General features: G+C 58.4%; 14 protein-coding genes. 7 read left to right on the top strand and 7 right to left on the bottom strand.

The features are described from left to right. Positions 1–95: 95 nt before the first annotated feature. From pheP to ABLU88_RS20460, 7 genes are all read right to left on the bottom strand, one after another. Positions 96–1,472 (bottom strand): phenylalanine transporter, encoded by a 1,377-nt coding sequence (pheP, locus tag ABLU88_RS20430; RefSeq protein ID WP_048261542.1) that lies wholly within the window; start codon positions 1,470–1,472, stop codon positions 96–98. A gap of 105 nt (positions 1,473–1,577) precedes the next feature. Next, positions 1,578–3,815, bottom strand: a complete 2,238-nt coding sequence (locus ABLU88_RS20435; protein ID WP_348837773.1) for a TonB-dependent siderophore receptor — start codon at positions 3,813–3,815, stop codon at positions 1,578–1,580. Positions 3,816–4,157: 342 nt separating this feature from the next. Beyond that, complete coding sequence (locus ABLU88_RS20440; RefSeq protein WP_014228266.1) at positions 4,158–5,111, bottom strand: aldo/keto reductase; 954 nt, start codon at positions 5,109–5,111, stop codon at positions 4,158–4,160. A gap of 131 nt (positions 5,112–5,242) precedes the next feature. Next, complete coding sequence (locus ABLU88_RS20445; RefSeq protein WP_004848539.1) at positions 5,243–6,019, bottom strand: ABC transporter substrate-binding protein; 777 nt, start codon at positions 6,017–6,019, stop codon at positions 5,243–5,245. A gap of 19 nt (positions 6,020–6,038) precedes the next feature. Then, entirely contained in the window at positions 6,039–7,217 is a 1,179-nt protein-coding gene (locus tag ABLU88_RS20450) for a M20 aminoacylase family protein (protein ID WP_004848538.1), read from the bottom strand. Between the two features lie 439 nt (positions 7,218–7,656). Continuing rightward, positions 7,657–8,139, bottom strand: a complete 483-nt coding sequence (locus ABLU88_RS20455) for an RcnB family protein (RefSeq protein ID WP_025107092.1) — start codon at positions 8,137–8,139, stop codon at positions 7,657–7,659. Between the two features lie 307 nt (positions 8,140–8,446). Then, on the bottom strand, positions 8,447–8,839 hold the full coding sequence (locus ABLU88_RS20460) for a hypothetical protein (RefSeq protein ID WP_004130158.1): 393 nt from the start codon (positions 8,837–8,839) through the stop codon (positions 8,447–8,449). Positions 8,840–9,113: 274 nt separating this feature from the next. Between ABLU88_RS20460 and ABLU88_RS20465 the strand changes: the two genes are divergently transcribed. The 7 genes from ABLU88_RS20465 (at position 9,114) to ABLU88_RS20495 (ending at position 17,904) form a co-directional block, all read left to right on the top strand. After that, positions 9,114–10,232 carry an ABC transporter substrate-binding protein gene (locus ABLU88_RS20465; protein ID WP_009654147.1) on the top strand — a complete coding sequence of 373 codons (1,119 nt, stop codon included), beginning with the start codon at positions 9,114–9,116 and terminating at the stop codon, positions 10,230–10,232. A gap of 6 nt (positions 10,233–10,238) precedes the next feature. Further along, positions 10,239–11,321, top strand: a complete 1,083-nt coding sequence (locus ABLU88_RS20470) for an iron ABC transporter permease (RefSeq protein WP_032748538.1) — start codon at positions 10,239–10,241, stop codon at positions 11,319–11,321. Continuing rightward, complete coding sequence (locus ABLU88_RS20475; RefSeq protein WP_025107094.1) at positions 11,318–12,109, top strand: ABC transporter ATP-binding protein; 792 nt, start codon at positions 11,318–11,320, stop codon at positions 12,107–12,109. Before ABLU88_RS20470 ends, ABLU88_RS20475 begins: the two co-directional genes overlap by 4 nt. 281 nt (positions 12,110–12,390) lie before the next feature. Beyond that, complete coding sequence (locus ABLU88_RS20480; protein WP_025107095.1) at positions 12,391–13,314, top strand: aminoimidazole riboside kinase; 924 nt, start codon at positions 12,391–12,393, stop codon at positions 13,312–13,314. Between the two features lie 164 nt (positions 13,315–13,478). Then, a complete protein-coding gene (locus ABLU88_RS20485; RefSeq protein WP_004848527.1) occupies positions 13,479–14,996 on the top strand; it encodes a carbohydrate porin in 1,518 nt (505 codons plus the stop codon). A 137-nt stretch (positions 14,997–15,133) separates the two neighbouring features. Continuing rightward, entirely contained in the window at positions 15,134–16,504 is a 1,371-nt protein-coding gene (locus ABLU88_RS20490; protein ID WP_014837718.1) for a sucrose-specific PTS transporter subunit IIBC, read from the top strand. After that, positions 16,504–17,904 (top strand): sucrose-6-phosphate hydrolase, encoded by a 1,401-nt coding sequence (locus ABLU88_RS20495; RefSeq protein WP_185219563.1) that lies wholly within the window; start codon positions 16,504–16,506, stop codon positions 17,902–17,904. Before ABLU88_RS20490 ends, ABLU88_RS20495 begins: the two co-directional genes overlap by 1 nt. Positions 17,905–17,909 lie beyond the last annotated feature (5 nt).

The following is a 17,909-nucleotide window of genomic DNA, read 5'->3' on the forward strand; positions in this document are numbered from 1 at the left end:
GATTACAAAAAGAAGGTCGCGGGCAAAATACGCTAAGCGCGAAGAAGATCACAATAAAAAGAGATAATGCCCCGCCGGACGACGGGGCGATCGCGCTACGCCGAACGGCGCAGGGTTTTAAAGGCCACAAACAGGAACAGGATCCACACCGGCAGCAGAATCGCCGACAGGCGCATCCCGTCAATCGTGCACATCAGCACCAGGATCAGCCCCAGAAAGGCGATACAGATATAGTTTCCGGCGGGCGACAGCAGCGCTTTAAACTTCGACTCGCGCCCCTTGCGCCGCTGGGCGGCGCGAAACTTGAGGTGCGCCAGGCAGATCATAATCCAGTTCAGCAGCAGCGTCGCTACCACCAGCGCCATCAGCAGGCCGAGGGCTTTCTGCGGCAGCAGATAGTTAAGCAGCACCACCAGCGAGGTGATAATCCCCGAGAGCAGCAGGGAGTTAACCGGCACGCCGCGCTTGCTGACGCGGGCGAGAAACTTCGGCGCATTGCCCTGCACCGACAGACCGAACAGCATCCGGCTATTTGAGTAAACGCCGCTGTTATAAACCGACAGCGACGCTACCAGAATCACGAAGTTCAGCGCGGAAGCCACCACGTTGCTGTCGAGATTATGAAAGATCATCACGAACGGGCTGCTGTCGGATTTGATTTCCACCCACGGATAGAGCGCCAGCAGAACCACCAGCGAACCGATATAAAACAGCAGAATACGGTATACCACCTGGTTAACCGCTTTCGGGATGCTCTTTTCCGGGTTCTGCGCTTCCGCGGCGGTAATGCCGATAAGCTCCAGTCCGCCGAAGGAGAACATAATCACCGCCAGCGACACGATCAGGCCGTGCCAGCCGGTGGCGAAGAAACCGCCGTGTTTCCACAGGTTATCGATTCCCGCCTTGCTGCCGCCGTGGCCGCCGAACAGCATCCACAGGCCAAAGCCGATCATGCCGATAATCGCCAGCACCTTAATCAGCGCGAACCAGAACTCCGCTTCGCCGTACAGGCGCACGTTCACCAGGTTTACGGCGTTGATAATGATGAAGAACGCGGCGGCCCAGATCCACGTCGGCACATCCGGCAGCCAGTACTGCATATAGATCCCGGCGGCGGTCAGCTCCGCCATCCCGACCAGCACGAACATCACCCAGTAGTTCCAGCCGGAAAGAAAACCGGCGAACGGGCCCCAGTATTTATAAGCAAAGTGGGCAAAGGAGCCTGAAACCGGTTCTTCGACGACCATTTCGCCCAGCTGGCGCATGATCAGAAAGGCAACGATCCCGGCGACGGCATAGCCGAGCAGTACGGCCGGTCCCGCCATTTGAATCGCTGGCCCGATGCCGAGAAACAGGCCGGTACCGATGGCGCCGCCAAGGGCGATAAGTTGAATATGTCGGTTCTGTAAACCGCGATGAAGCGTCGGGCCGCTTTCCTCTACGGCATCCGACGATGTTGACGCGTCTTTCACGTCGATCCCCTGTGTGTTTATATGAAGGGGCACCTTTTAACACTAAGCCGGGCCGGTCGCAACCCGCAGGAAACGAGCCGCCCTGCCCGCTCCTGCGGTTTTGCCTTAAAATTCGTAGCCGACCGAAACCTTGAACGTGCGCGGTTCGCCGCGGAACAGATAGGTTCCGCTGTCGTCCGCGCCGGACCAGTAGTTCTCATCCGTCACGTTATCGACGCCCGCGCGTACCGTCATCTGATTCTGGTTCTCGTTAAGCGCCAGACGATAGCGCACGCCGAGATCCAGGGTCGTGAAGCTATCAATCTTCTTGCTGTTCGCCTGGTCGGCATACTGCGAACCCGAGTGATTGAGGCGTGCGGTGGCGGTCAGGCCGTCGATAGGTTTGATGTCATACTCTGCGCCAAGCACCGCGTAGAAGCCCGGTACGCCGATGGCCGTTTTACCATCATTGACGCCATCCTTGGTTTTCGACAGTTCGGCTTTCAGCCAGGTCGCGCTGGCGTTAAGGCGCAGGCCGTACAGCGGTTCGCCGAAAACGTTAAATTCCACGCCGCGATTGCGCTGCTCGCCGTTAAGGCCATAGCGTTTCTGGCTATCCAGGAAGGCGGAAGGCATTTTAATTTCAAACAGCGCCAGCGAGCCGCCAATGCGGCCAAAATCCGCCTTCATCCCGACTTCGTTTTGTTTTGAGTGAATAATTCCGACGCTTTCCCCATAGTTAGCGGCGGAGGTTGGCGCATTGCTGCCCGGCTGCAGGGCTTCGGTATGGTTAGCGTATAAAGAGAGAACCTGCCACGGCTTATAGACCACGCCATAGGTCGGCATCCAGCGGCTGTCGTCATACGCATCGCTTTGCAGGCCGGTGACTTTATCGTAGTTGCGCACCACCACTTTTTGATGACGGGCGCCGACGGTGAACAGCAGCGTATCGTCCACCACGCCGAGGGTGTCGCTCAGCAGCCAGCCCTGGGAACGGGTGCGGCCGCTGGTGAGCGGATCGTCATAGTCGCCGCCAAATGAAGCGTTCGCCGGGGGCGCAACCGGACGGGTATCGTAGATATTCACCAGCGGATTATCCGCCGCCTTCGACATCCGCCACGCGGTTTTGTCGTTCTGGGTTTTCGCCGAATAGCCGACGTTGACCTTGTGCGACACAAAACCGGTGGCGAATTCGCCGCGTATCCCGGCCATGCCGCTGGCGGTATCCATATAGCGGTTGGTGTCCAGGCGCCCCGCCGTGGCGTTGCCCGCCCGGTCAATCAGCTTCGAGGCGCTATAGAGACCGATTTCATGGGCATGCTGCGCCCCCAAAGCGGCGTAGGCGGTCCATTTATCGACAATGTCGTATTCCATTCTCAGCATACCGAACTCATTTTCGATATCGCTGTAAGCCCATTTTTGCGTGTAGTTGTGGGTGTTATCCGGCAGGCGCGGAATAAAATCGACGCCCGAAATGTTGATGCCCATCGGGCTACCGTGGAAGGTTTTTTTCTGATAGCCAAAGTCAAACGAGCTGCGCACCCGTTCGCCGCGATAATCGAGCCCTATGGAGGCCAGCGTGGTTCTGCGCTTATCACTCTCCACCGCCGCCTCGCCTTCGCGGTGCACCAGATTCACCCGCGCGCCGAACTGGTTGTCGTCGCCAAAGCGGCGGCCCAAATCCAGCGTGCCGCCGACCTGAGAATCCGAGGTATAGTCGACGCCCACGCGGGCGGTCGGGGTATCTTCCGCGCGCTTAGGCTCCAGGTTGATCATCCCGCCGACGCCGGAGCTGGCCGCACCGTTAAGCAGAGCGTTGGCGCCTTTAAAAATTTCGACCCGCTCAAGCATGGCGGTATCCACCACCTGACGCGGCACCACGCCCGCCAGCCCGCTCAGGGTCATATCATCGCCGTCAAATTTAAGGCCGCGAATGCGGTAGGTCTCGGCGTAGTTACCGTAGCCCTGCACCGGCTGAACCCCGGCATCGTTGCTGACCACATCGGCGATGGTTTTCGCCTGCTGATCCTCGATAAGCTTCGAGGTATAGCCGATGATGCTAAACGGAACGTCCATCGCGTTTTGTTCGCCGAGCATCCCTAGACGGCCGCCGTTGGCTATCTGACCATCGAGATAGGCGGGCACTATCAAATCGCCGCCGGCTTTAAAATCGCTGGCGGATGCGGCCTGAACGACCATCGTTTCTTCGCTTTTCTGGCGTTCGGCGACGTTTTCCGCCGCCGTTGCCGAATGGGAGATTGCGCCAATGGTTAACGCCAGCAGCGTTTTCCGCAGCGGGAAAGCCGGTGCGGCGCAGCCGCTTAAGTTGGCAGAGACGGCCAGCGCCGGGAGAGTGCGTTTCATAAGATCAGTCCTGAACAAAATCAACGATCCGATAGTGACTCCGCCGCCGAAATTCGCATTTCCGGTCTTGCGCCTGTGAGCCCCATCCAGTGCCTTCGCCGTTTCCCTGTGAGCCCGCGACGTACGCAGGTTATCTCCTGATAAAACCGCAAACAAGAAGAAGAATGAGAACTATACGCATTATCTTATCGTAATCAAGCCTGGCTTTTGCCGTCTGGAAAAACGTTTCATTTTTCGCTGAAAGGGATTCGCCGCAGAGGTTTGGGCGAAAGGTGAGGAAGCGCGCGCAGCAAAACGCGGAGAGACAAAAGGCCGGAACCCGACAGGCTCCGGCCTCAATCACTACGCGCTGGCGGTATCCAGACGCGCCAGCTGCCCGGCGCTCAGGCTCAGCGCGGCGGCGCGAGCAAAGCTCTCCACCTGAGCGAGGCTGGTGGCGCTGGCGATGGGCGCCGTCACGCCGTCGCGGCTCATCAGCCAGGCCAGCGCGACTTCGGCAGGTTTAGCGCCGCTTTGCTCCGCCACTTCAACCAGGGTATCGACAATACGCAGCCCGCGAGGATTGAGATATTTGCCGATACCGCCCCCGCGCTGGCTTTGCGCCAGGTCGGACTGCTGGCGGTATTTGCCGGTCAGGAAGCCGGACGCCAGGCTGTAGTAGGTCACCACGCCGATATCGCGGCTGATGCACAGGTCGCAGAGCGCGCCCTCAAAAGCCGAGCGATGATAAAGATTGTATTCCGGCTGCAGCACCTGCCAGGCCGGCAGGCCGCTTTTACGCGACACCTCCAGCGCGCCTGAAAGCTGCTGCGCATCGAGGTTCGAGGCGCCCATGGCGCGGATTTTCCCCGCCTGCTGTAGGGCGTGGAAGGCGTCGAGGGTTTCGGCGACCGGCGTTTCCGGGTCCGGCCAGTGGGCGAAATAGAGGTCAATATAATCGGTATTCAGGCGTCGCAGGGAGTCGTCCACCGCCTGCTGGATCCAGGCTTTTTTCAACCCTTTATGACCGGGAAGGCCTAAATCGGAACCCACTTTGGTGAAGAGCTTTACCTTATCGCGCATGCCTGGCCGCGCCTGTAGCCAGCGGCCGATAATGGTTTCAGACTCGCCGCCCTGGTTGCCATCCGCCCAGCGGGAGTAGACATCCGCCGTGTCGATAGCATCGAAGCCGTGGTCTATAAACGCATCAAGAATGGCAAAACTGGTTTTTTCATCGATGGTCCAGCCAAAAACGTTACCGCCAAACACCAGCGGGGCGATGGAAAATCCGGTTTTGCCCAAGGGACGTGTCATCATGCCGTTCACTCCTTATCGCTTATATTCAGTATCCTTCGGAACGCCGTGAGGGCCAGAAAAGGACAATTACGGGATAGTAAGAAAAGGAAGCTTGAAGCGGGCTATCCGTGCCCGCTGAATGCATAACAACATTATGTCCCGGAATAGACGTCAAAGCTAAAATATTTCCCGGCTAACTTTTTATAGGTGCCGTCGGCGAGAATAGTGGCAATCGCGCCGTTTATCTCCTGGCGCAGAGCATCGTCCTCTTTGCGCAGGCCAATCGCCGCGCCGGCGCCGAACAGCTTGTCGTCCTTCAGGTGGCCGCCAACGAAGGCAAAATCTTTACCCTGCGGCTGCTGCAGGAAGCTGTAGTCGGCCATCATCCCGGAAAGCACCGCGCCGTCAATACGCCCGGACTCCAGATCCTGAACCACGCGATCCGCCCCCTGATAGGCGACGATATTGATCCCCGCCGTGCGCCAGTGCTGGTTAACGTAAGTCTCCTGCGCCGAGCCCTGCTCTACGCCGATGGTTTTGCCCTTCAGCTGCTCGACGGTATTCCCGGCCAGGGTGTTTTTACGCGCCACGAGGAACACCGGGCCGTTGTACAGCTTGTCGCTAAAGCCGATCTGCTCTTTGCGCTTCTCGGTCATATACATGCCGGAGAGGATCGCGTCGAACTTACGCGCCTTCAGCGCCGGAATAATGCCGTCGAAGTTGCTTTCCACCCACACGCACTTCGCCTGCAGCTGGGCGCAAATCGCGTTGCCGAGGTCAATATCAAAACCCGCCAGCTTACCCTGCGGATCTTTCCATTCAAACGGCGCGAAAGTCGGATCGACGCCAAAGCGAATTTCCTTATTTTCTGCGGCCAGGGCTGAAGTTGAGGCCATCAGCGCGACCCACAGCAGAAGAGATTTTTTCATTATTTACGGACTCCAGAGATCAACGGCAGTGTGTTTCAACTAACCGGGCGAACAGCGTCGCGCCGGTAGAAATAATGTCATCATTAAAGTCATAGCCGGGGTTGTGCACCATACAGCTGCCCTTCCCGCCTTTCTCGCCATTGCCCAGCAGGAAGTAGCAGCCGGGGCGCTGCTGGAGCATAAAGGCGAAATCTTCGCTGGCGTTCATCGGCGAAATGGATTCCAGCACGCCCTCCTCGCCAAAGACGTCCAGCGCCAGCGCTTTGGCGAATTCGGTCTCTTCGACGCTGTTGGTCAGTACCGGATAGGAGTCAAAAACCGCTACCTCGCTGCTGGCGCCGTAGCTTTTGGCGGTAAAATCAGCGAGCTCCTTGATCCGCTTAATCAGCAGGTCGCGAATTTCCGGCTTCATCGCCCGCACGCTCAGCTCCATCACCACGTTCTCAGGGATGACGTTGGAGGCGATACCCGCCTGGAAGGTGCCGACGCTCACCACCGCGGTTTCGCCCGGCGGTACGTTACGCGCAACGATGCTTTGCAGATTCATCACCAGCGCCGCGCCGGTAACAATGGGATCGACGGTGCGCTCGGGATGCGCGCCGTGGCCGCCGTAGCCGGTAATGGTGATTTTTACCGTATCCGCCGAGGCCATAAAATTCCCGGCGTAAAAGCCGATTTTCCCCACCGGCAGGCCCGGCATATTATGCAGGCCGAAGATGCGCTCGCAGGGAAAGCGCTCAAACAGGCCGTCTTTGATCATTAAATCCGCGCCGCCGATCGCTTCTTCCGCGGGCTGGAAAATCAGGTGTACCGTGCCGTTGAACTGGCAGGCCGGCGAGGCGATATATTTCGCCGCCGCCAGCAGAATGGTGGTGTGGCCGTCGTGGCCGCAGGCGTGCATTTTTCCGGCCACGGTGCTGGCCCAGGGGAGATCGGTCGCTTCGAAAATCGGCAGCGCGTCCATGTCGGCGCGCAGGCCGATAGTACGCGGCGAATCGCCCTTGCTTAACGTTCCTACCACCCCGGTTTTCGCCAGCCCGCGGGTCACCGTATAGCCCCACTCGGTCAGTTTTCCGGCCACCAGCTCGCTGGTATTAAACTCTTCCAGGCTTAATTCCGGATGGGCGTGCAAATAATGACGGATCGCAATCATTTCATCTTCGGTGGCTTTAATTTCAGGAATTACACAGTCGGTCATGCCGGTCTCCGGGATATAGAATCAAGTGCTAAGCTTTAATAACTTAACGTGCTAAGGGTTTATTGCAAGCAGGATTTCTTATTCCGCGCGGGGTTTTCATCTGATTTATTCATAGCGATTTAACGGCGAAGCGGACGAGTTTTACTATCACCTGAACCAGGAAACGTCTTACATTCTCTGCCTTTTATTAACCATGAAGCACAATACTCATTTATAAAGCCTAAATAAGCAGATAAAACATCAAAGAAGAGGCGCAAGGATGATATTTTCAACTTTGCGGTTTTTAAGCGGATTTGATGTGAGAACAGGAGCGGGTGGGCATCGCCCGATAGCGCCAGGCTGGCCGGACGACCGTCCCTCAGACGCGGAAATCGGTAGCGCGGACAGGTGCACAGCACCGCCTCCGGGGGAGGCGGTTGCGAGGTTAAAGCAGAAAAGGTTAGTGACTCAGCGCGCCGTTAATCAGGATCGACGTAATAATCCCGGTCGCGGCGGCAATCAGCACATAGTTACCGTCAATATAGGACCAGTGCTGCCCGTGCGGCGGTGCCGGTAATCCGCGATCGTTCCAGTCGTTTATCCGGTAATCATTGCCGCGATAACGTTCCGGAGCCGGCTGACCTTTGCGAAAATCATGGCCGTTCCACGCGAAATGGTCCCGCTCATGGCGCTCCTGATGAGGGTTACCCTGCGGCCCCTTATCACCGCGCGACGGGCCACGGTTATCGTCGTTACCCTGATGATTGTTGGCCTGCGGCCCCTTGCCCGGCCCCTGCTGACGGTTGCCGTCCGGGCCGCCGCGGCCGGCGTCTTGCTGCCAGACCTGCTGCTGACCGCGGTTGTTGCCGCCAGGGCCATCCGCCCAGGAGACGGAAGTCAAAGCACAAGATAGAATAATCGCCAGTGAAAGAATCTTTTTCATAATACACCTCCTGATATATTTCCTTTGTACCGGGAAAATGTGGAGGAATAGTGAGTAACAATATAACCAGGACAATTCCTGGCTTATACCTTTCATCTTTTAAGGCGCATGTCCTGGCTGGATGCATTCCCCCGTTCACCTGGCGACCGGTGCTCCCGGGGACTTATAAATTCGCCGCCGCAGTGCGGCTAAAAATCCAGGGAGAGAGCATGATAACGTTTTTAAAATATTATCCCGACGCTGAACAAAGCGCACCAAATAACAAAAAAGGCCGCTTTCGCGACCTTTTTTAGAAAATAGCCAGAGATTACTCAGTGACTTTGGTTTTTAGCTCTTCGGCACCCTGCTTGGTTTTATCCCAGCCTTCTTTGCTGACCTCTTTGGTCTTATTCCAGCCTTTTTCGGTGCCTTCTTTAGTCGCGTTCCAGCCCTTCTCAGTACCTTCTTTGGTCTTATTCCAGGTTTTCTGCGCGCCTTCGCTGACTTCGCTGCCTACGCTGTCGCTTTTGCCTTCTGCCGCGTGTTTGGCTTTCAGCTGCTGCTCTTCACCCTGGTGCTGGGCCTCGTGCAGTTTTTCTTTCGCGGTGTTCGCCCCTTCATGGGCCGCCGCGACGGTATCGTCGGTTGCGTGTGTCGTTGTTGCAGCAAAAACAGGAGCTGCTACCAGAATCGCAGATAACGCAATCATTGCTTTTTTCATAATGTCCTCTCTCGCTAACGAACTTAATGTTATGAGTCGCATTTAGCATGGCACAAGATTTTACCGTCTGGCTTTAGGGATTGTTCTTAAAACTGATTTCGGACTTTTCTATCGACTTTTGGTCTGCCGCGTCCCACTTCTGAATGCGCGAATAAATTCCAACAAATTTGTTACATTTTAAGTCATTTGCCGTTGATATACTTGCCGTTTATGTTTACACGAGAATAATTCTCAGAATCATTATATTTATAAATTAGCAAACGGAACGCATATTATGGCAAGAAAATCAGTAGGTTCGTTCATCCTTACTGCCCTGATTTCCACTCCTCTCTGTAGCTTTGCCGCGCAATATCCGCTCACCGTCACCGATCTCGACGGCCGCGCGATTACGCTCCAGCATGAGCCACAGCGCATTATCCTGCAGGATGGTCGCGATATTATGGCCATGGCTCTGCTCGACCGCGACAACCCCTTCAGGCGCGTCGTGGCATGGAATAACCTGGCCAGAAAACAGGACATCAATACCTGGAAAATGCTGCAAGAGAAGTGGCCGCAATCCGCTCAGATCCTCGATATGGGCTTTAGCGATAAGGGCAACGTTGACCTTGAGAGCGTCATTTCCCGCCAGCCGGACCTGATGATCGCCCAGCTTCGCGCGAAGCCCGCGCTGGAGGAGAGCGGTGTCATCAGCAAGCTCAGCGCGCTGAATATTCCCGTGCTGTTCGTCGATTATGAAATCAACCCCGGCAAAGACACCGCCCCGAGTATCGACCTCCTGGGGAAAGTTCTTAACCGTGAAGAAAACGCCAAAGCCTATACCGACTATTACCGTCAGCAGCTGGACGCCATCCGCCAGAAAACCGCGAACATCACGCCGAAGGCTAACGTTTTTGTCGAGGCGCTGGCGGGTAATAGCGATGCCTGCTGCTTTACCCACGGCCACAACGGCTGGGGTGGTCTGGTCGAAGCCGTCGGCGCGAACAATATCGGCTCGCAGCTGCTGCCGGGCGCTTCCGGCTTTGTGTCGCTGGAAAAAGTGATTAGCATGAAGCCGGATGCCTATATTATGACCGGTTCAAAACGCGGGAATAGCCAGGTGCTGCCGCTCGGTTTACAGGCCGATCCCCAGGAGGTCAATCGTCAGGCGGAGCGGCTGCTGTCGCGCACCGGCGTGAGCAACATCCCGACGATTGAAGCAAAACGCGCTTACGGCATTTACCACCACTTCTACAACCATCCGTGGAATATCGTCGGTATGGCGTATCTGGCGAAGGATATCTATCCCCAGACCTTCAGCGACCTCAACCCTGACGATAGCTGGCACTACATTGTCCGTCATTTCACCACCCTTCCCGATCTGCCGTTTGTTTTTTCCTGGCAACAAGGTGAGTAATTAGCCATGAGTCTCTCTCCTGAATCCGATATCGTCGCGTTCGGCGTCGATAGCCGTGACGTAATGGCAAACTACCGTCACATTGTGCGCCGCCGCGCCATCATGCTGCTGCTGCTGACGCTGTTGATTGTCGCCTCGCTGCTGCTCGACTTCGTGATGGGACCATCCGGCCTGTCGCTGCAGGCGCTTTGGCAAACCCTTACCGACCCGGCCAGCGCCAGCGCCGGGACGCGGGCGATCGTCTGGGATATCCGCATGCCCTATGCGCTGATGGCGATCGTCGTCGGCCTGGCTCTCGGCCTCGCCGGGGCGGAAATGCAGACCATCCTTAACAATCCGCTGGCGAGCCCGTTTACGCTCGGCGTCTCCTCGGCGGCGGCATTCGGCGCGGCGCTGGCTATCGTGCTGGGGATAGGGATTCCCGGCATTCCCGGCCAGTGGTTTGTCTCGGCCAACGCTTTTATCTTCGCTCTGCTGGCGGCGCTGCTGCTGGACGGCATTACGCGCTGGACCCAGGTCGCCACCTCCGGCGTCATTCTGTTCGGGATCGCGCTGGTGTTTACCTTCAATGCGCTGGTATCGATGCTGCAGTTTGTCGCCAACGAAGATACCCTCCAGGGGCTGGTGTTCTGGACGATGGGCAGCATTGACCGCGCCTCATGGCAAAAGGTGGGGATCCTGCTTGCGATACTGGCGGTCGTCATGCCGCTATCAATGCGCAGCGCGTGGAAGCTGACCGCGCTGCGCCTCGGCGAGGACCGGGCCGTCAGCTTCGGCATCAACGTGCGCCGCCTGCGCCTGACCACCCTGCTGCGCATCAGCGTTCTGTCGGCGATTTCGGTGGCGTTCGTTGGCCCAATCGGTTTTATCGGCCTGGTGGCGCCGCATATCGCCAGGCTGGTTTTCGGCGAAGATCACCGCTTTTACCTGCCGGCCAGCGCGTTAATCGGCGCCCTCGTCCTGTCGCTGGCTTCGGTTGCGGCAAAAAACCTGATTCCCGGCGCAGTGATTCCGGTGGGCATCGTCACCTCGCTGGTGGGGGTGCCTTTTTTCCTGAGCATCATTTTGCGCCATCGGGGGCACGTATGAGCCATGTTGTATCCGGACTGGCGCTGACCCATTTCAGCGCCGGTTATCCCAGACGTCAGGTGATTCGCGACCTGACGGTACCGCGGCTGCAGCGCGGTAAAATCACCGCGCTGCTCGGCCCCAACGGCAGCGGGAAATCCACCCTGATGCGGGCGATGGCCGGGCTGGGGCCGTCCGCGGGCGAGCTGTCGCTGGACGGTGAGAATCTGCTTGCCCTCCCCTTTGCCCGGCGTGCGGAAAAAGTGGTCTACCTGCCGCAGACGCTGCCCGCCGGCGTGCACTTGCGGGTGCTGGAGTCGATTATTGTCGCTCAACGCGCCGCCGGAGGAGCGCACAGCCCGGAAAATCAGGCGCAGGTGATGTCGCTGCTGCGCCAGCTAGGCATTGAACATCTGGCGCTGAGCTACCTCGACCGGCTATCCGGCGGGCAGAAGCAGCTCGTCGGCCTGGCGCAATCGCTTATCCGTCAGCCAGCCCTGCTGCTGCTGGATGAGCCCCTTAGCGCGCTGGATTTAAACTATCAGTTCCACGTGATGGATCTGGTGCGTGAGGAGACGCAGAGGCGCAACATCATCACGCTGGTGGTGGTTCACGACATCAATATCGCCCTGCGCCACGCGGATCACGTGCTGATGTTGAAAGAGGGACAACTGCTGGGGGACGGCGCGCCGGCCGAGGTGATTACCCCGCAGGCTCTGGCGGCGGTTTACGGCGTGCGCGGGCGCATCGAGCCCTGTTCTCAGGGGGTGATGCAGGTGATTATCGACGGTCTGGCGGCGGGGGCTTAAGCGGCTGCGGCGTTGAACATCAAGCCCTGAGATCCCCTCTCTCCAGGGCTTTGCCGGAGGCGGCGCGCTGCGCCTCTCCGGCCTACCGCGTTATGCCGCCATCTCGCCCGCCGCCACCGGAAGCCCCTCCCGCCTGGCCGAATCATCGCTCTTTTGCTAACCAGCTCACGTTTTTATGCCCTGATTGACACTTTTCCGCCCGTGACGTTCCCCTCATTCTGTCGCTATGCTTTAATGTGCTAAACCGGTTTAATTAAGTTTAGCTATGGAGAATTTTCAACATGAATGCAAAAGTTTGGGTTCTGGGAGACGCGGTAGTGGACCTGCTGCCGGAGAGCGAAGGCCGCCTGCTGCGCTGCCCCGGCGGCGCCCCGGCTAACGTGGCGGTCGGTATCGCCCGCCTTGGCGGCGACAGCGGATTTATCGGCCGCGTCGGCGACGATCCGTTTGGCCGCTTTATGCGCCATACCCTGCAACAGGAGCAGGTCGACGTCAGCCATATGCGCCTCGACGGCCAGCACCGTACCTCCACCGTGGTGGTCGACCTGGACGATCAGGGGGAACGTACCTTTACCTTTATGGTGCGCCCCAGCGCGGACCTGTTTCTGGCGGAAGAAGACCTGCCGCAGTTTACCGCCAACCAGTGGCTGCACGTCTGCTCCATCGCGCTCAGCGCCGAGCCCAGCCGCAGCACCACCTTCTCGGCGATGGAAAGCATCAAACATGCCGGCGGCCGGGTCAGCTTTGACCCCAATATCCGCCCGGACCTCTGGCAGGATCAGGAGCTGCTGCACGCCTGCCTCGATCGCGCCCTGCGCATGGCCAACGTGGTGAAGCTGTCGGAAGAGGAGCTGGTATTCATCAGCGGCAGTGATGATTTAGCCTACGGAATCGCCAGCGTGACCGAACGCTATCAGCCTGAACTGCTGCTGGTGACCCAGGGCAAAGCCGGCGTACTTGCCGCCTTTCAGCAGCAGTTTACCCATTTCAGCGCCAAGCCCGTTGTCAGCGTGGACACCACCGGCGCGGGCGACGCATTTGTCGCCGGACTGCTCGCAAGCCTTGCTGCCAACGGGATGCCGACGGATATCGCTGCGCTGGAACCGACGCTCACGCTGGCGCAAACCTGCGGCGCCCTGGCGACAACAGCGAAAGGCGCCATGACCGCCCTGCCATACCAGCGCGATCTTAATCGCCAGTTTTGATCCTTCAGGCCGCCGCGCGCGGCCCACTTTGTTGCATCCATCACATTTATTAAACCGGTTTAGCAAAATCCATTTCAAAATGTTAAGGGTCATGCTTAACATAGCACCTAAACCGGTTTAGCAAAAAACAACATTTTACATTTTCCTTTCGGGATGCAACCAGCATGTATAAAAAAAGCACACTCGCCGTCCTTATCGCTTTGCTAACCGGCGCCGCCTCAGCCCACGCGCAAACGGATCTCAGCACGATCGAAGCCCGTTTGATCGCCCTGGAAAAACGCCTGCAGGAGGCGGAAAACCGGGCGCAAACTGCGGAAAACCGCGCCGAGTCGGCGGAGAAACAGGTCCAGCAGCTCACCGCGCAGCAGCAGAAAAATCAGGACACGACGCAGGAAGTGGTTCAACGTACCGCCAAACTCGAGAAGAAGGCCGATGAGAAAAGCGGCTTTGAGTTTCACGGCTACGCCCGCTCCGGCGTGATAATGAATGATTCCGCCGCCAGCACCAAATCCGGCGCCTACATGACGCCAGCGGGGGAAACCGGCGGGGCTATCGGTCGTCTGGGAAACCAGGCGGATACCTATGTTGAAATGAACCTTGAACATAAGCAGACCCTGGATAATGGCGCGACGACCCGTTTCAAAGTGATGGTCGCCGACGGACAAACCACTTATAACGACTGGACGGCAAGCAGCAGCGATTTGAACGTTCGTCAGGCCTTTGTCGAACTGGGCAACTTGCCCACCTTCACAGGGGCGTTTAAAGGCTCCACCCTGTGGGCCGGGAAACGCTTCGACCGCGACAACTTTGATATTCACTGGATTGACTCTGACGTTGTGTTCCTCGCCGGTACCGGCGGCGGTATTTACGACGTCAGGTGGAACGACAGCATCCGCAGCAACCTCTCGCTTTACGGGCGCAATTTCGGCGATATTGCTGACTCGAGCAACAGCGTGCAGAACTATATCCTCAGCATGAACAACTTCATCGGTCCGGTGCAGGTGATGGTCAGCGGGATGCGGGCAAAAGACAACGACGACCGTCAGGATACCAACGGTAACCCGGTCAAAGGCGATGCGGCAAATACCGGGGTACATACGCTGCTCGGCCTGCACAACGACAGTTTTTACGGTCTGCGTGAAGGCACCAGCAAAACCGCCCTGCTCTACGGTCACGGCCTGGGCGCGGAAGTTAAAGGTATCGGCTCTGACGGCGCGCTACGGTCGGGAGCCAACACCTGGCGCTTCGCCAGCTATGGCACCACCCCGCTCAGCGAAAACTGGTCTATCGCCCCGGCGATCCTGGCGCAAAGCAGTAAAGGCCGTTATGCCGATGGCGACAGCTATCAGTGGGCCACGCTCAACATGCGCCTGATCCAGGAGATCAACCAGAACTTCGCTCTCGCTTACGAAGGCAGCTACCAGTATATGGATCTCAAACCCGAAGGTTATAACGATCGTCATGCGGTAAACGGTAGCTTCTACAAGCTCACCTTCGCCCCGACATTTAAGGTCGGCAGCATCGGTGATTTCTTCAGCCGCCCTGAAATCCGCCTTTACACCTCGTGGATGGACTGGAGCAAAAAACTGAATAATTACGCCAGCGATGACGCGCTGGGCAGCAATGGTTTTACCTCGGGCGGCGAATGGTCGTTCGGTATGCAGATGGAAACCTGGTTCTGACGGTGAATGCCTGACGACAGGCCCCTCCGGGGCGACGACGCGCCTTTCATCGCCCCGGACACAATAACGACGCAGAGACTGCGCCCCCGTTAACGCGGGACGACAACACGAATTTTTTTACGCATTCAGAGGGTACTATGGATTTTGAACAGATTTCCCGCTCGCTGCTTCCGCTTCTGGGAGGCAAGGAAAATATCGCCAGCGCCGCGCACTGCGCCACGCGCCTGCGCCTGGTGCTGGTCGATGACGCGCTGGCCGACCAGCAGGCTATCGGTAAAATTGAAGGGGTTAAGGGCTGTTTCCGCAATGCCGGGCAGATGCAGATTATTTTCGGCACAGGGGTGGTGAATAAAGTCTACGCCGCCTTTATTCAGGCGGCAGGTATAAGCGAATCCAGCAAATCGGAGGCCGCCGACATCGCGGCGAAAAAGCTTAATCCTTTCCAGCGCATCGCGCGCCTGCTGTCGAACATCTTCGTACCGATTATCCCGGCTATCGTCGCCTCCGGCCTGCTGATGGGCCTGCTGGGGATGGTCAAAACCTACGGCTGGGTTGACCCGAGCAACGCCCTCTACATCATGCTGGATATGTGCAGTTCGGCGGCGTTTATCATTCTGCCGATCCTGATTGGCTTTACCGCTGCCCGCGAATTCGGCGGTAACCCCTATCTCGGCGCGACGCTCGGCGGCATTCTGACCCACCCGGCGCTGACTAACGCCTGGGGCGTGGCCGCCGGTTTCCATACCATGAACTTCTTCGGCCTCGAAATCGCCATGATCGGCTATCAGGGGACGGTGTTCCCGGTGCTGCTGGCGGTGTGGTTTATGAGCATCGTTGAGAAGCAGCTGCGCCGCGCGATCCCCGATGCCCTGGACCTGATCCTGACGCCGTTCCTGACGGTGATTATTTCCGGTTTTATCGCCCTGCTGATTATCGGCCCGGCCGGTCGCGCGCTCGGCGACGGCATTTCGTTTGTCCTCAGCACCCTGATTAGCCACGCCGGCTGGCTCGCCGGGCTGCTGTTTGGCGGTCTCTATTCGGTTATCGTCATTACCGGTATTCACCACAGCTTCCACGCCATCGAAGCCGGGCTGCTAGGCAACCCGTCCATCGGGGTCAACTTCCTGCTGCCGATCTGGTCCATGGCCAACGTCGCCCAGGGCGGCGCCTGCCTGGCGGTATGGTTTAAAACCAAAGACGTCAAAATCAAAGCCATCGCGCTGCCCTCGGCGTTTTCCGCTATGCTGGGCATCACCGAGGCGGCGATTTTTGGTATCAACTTACGCTTCATGAAGCCGTTTATCGCGGCGCTGATCGGCGGCGCGGCGGGCGGCGCGTGGGTCGTGTCAGTGCACGTCTATATGACCGCAGTCGGCCTGACGGCGATTCCCGGCATGGCCATCGTGCAGGCCAGCTCGCTGCTGAACTACATTATCGGCATGGTCATCGCCTTTGGCGTCGCTTTCGTCGTCTCTCTGCTGCTGAAATACAAAACGGACGCTGAATAATGTCACTACCATCACGTCTGCCTGCGATTTTGCAGGCCGTTATGCAGGGCCAGCCGCGCGCGCTGGCCGATAGCCATTATCCACGCTGGCACCATGCGCCGGTGACCGGGCTGATGAACGACCCCAACGGCTTTGTCGAGTTTGCCGGGCGCTATCATCTGTTCTACCAGTGGAACCCGCTCGCCTGCGATCATAAGTTCAAGTGCTGGGCGCACTGGAGTTCAGAGGATCTGCTGCGCTGGCGGCATGAGCCTATTGCGCTGATGCCGGATGAAGAGTACGACCGCAACGGCTGCTACTCCGGCAGCGCGGTGGATAACAACGGTACGCTCACCCTGTGCTATACCGGCAACGTGAAGTTTGACGACGGCGGCCGAACCGCGTGGCAGTGCCTGGCGACGGAAAACGCCGACGGTACCTTCCGCAAAATCGGTCCGGTCCTGCCGCTGCCGGAGGGCTATACCGGCCACGTGCGCGACCCGAAGGTCTGGCGGCATAAAGACCGCTGGTACATGGTGCTGGGGGCGCAGGATCGGCAAAAGCGCGGTAAGGTGCTGCTGTTCAGCTCCCCGGACCTTCATCAGTGGCGCAGCGAGGGCGAAATCGCCGGCTACGGCCTCAATGGCCTCGACGACGCCGGCTATATGTGGGAGTGTCCGGATCTGTTTCCGCTCGGCGACCAGCATATTCTGATCTGCTGCCCGCAGGGGATTGCCCGCGAAGAAGAGCGCTTCCTCAATACCTATCCGGCGGTATGGATGAGCGGCGATGTCGACTACGACCGCGCTGCGTTCAAACACGGCGAGCTGCACGAACTGGACGCCGGGTTTGAGTTTTATGCCCCGCAAACCATGCACACCAGCGATGGCCGCCGCCTGCTGGTCGGCTGGATGGGCGTCCCGGACGGCGAAGAGATGCTTCAGCCGACGCTTGCCAGCGGCTGGATCCACCAGATGACCTGCCTGCGCGAGCTGGAATTTATCGACGGCCGGCTCTACCAGCGTCCGCTGCGCGAGCTGACCGCCCTGCGCGGGGAGGCGCACGGCTGGCAGGGGAACGCACTGCCGCTGTCGCCGATGGAAATCGCCCTGCAAACCGCCGGCGACGACGCGCTAAGCCTTGATTTCGGCGGCGCGTTAACCCTGGAGCGCGACGCCAGCGGTATCCGCCTGGCGCGACGCAGCCTCGCCAGCGACGAAATGCACTATCGCTACTGGCGCGGCGAGGTGCGCTCGCTGCGGATTTTCATCGATCGGTCGAGCGTGGAGATTTTCATCAACGACGGCGAGGGGGTGATGAGCAGCCGCTGCTTCCCGGATTATCCGGCGCAGCTGATTTTCTCCGGCAGCGCGCCGGATGCATTCTGCTACTGGCCGCTGCGAACATGCATGATAGAATAAGCGTT

It is taken from the genome of Klebsiella sp. GW_Kp182, assembly GCF_040062275.1.
Taxonomy (GTDB): domain Bacteria; phylum Pseudomonadota; class Gammaproteobacteria; order Enterobacterales; family Enterobacteriaceae; genus Klebsiella; species Klebsiella michiganensis.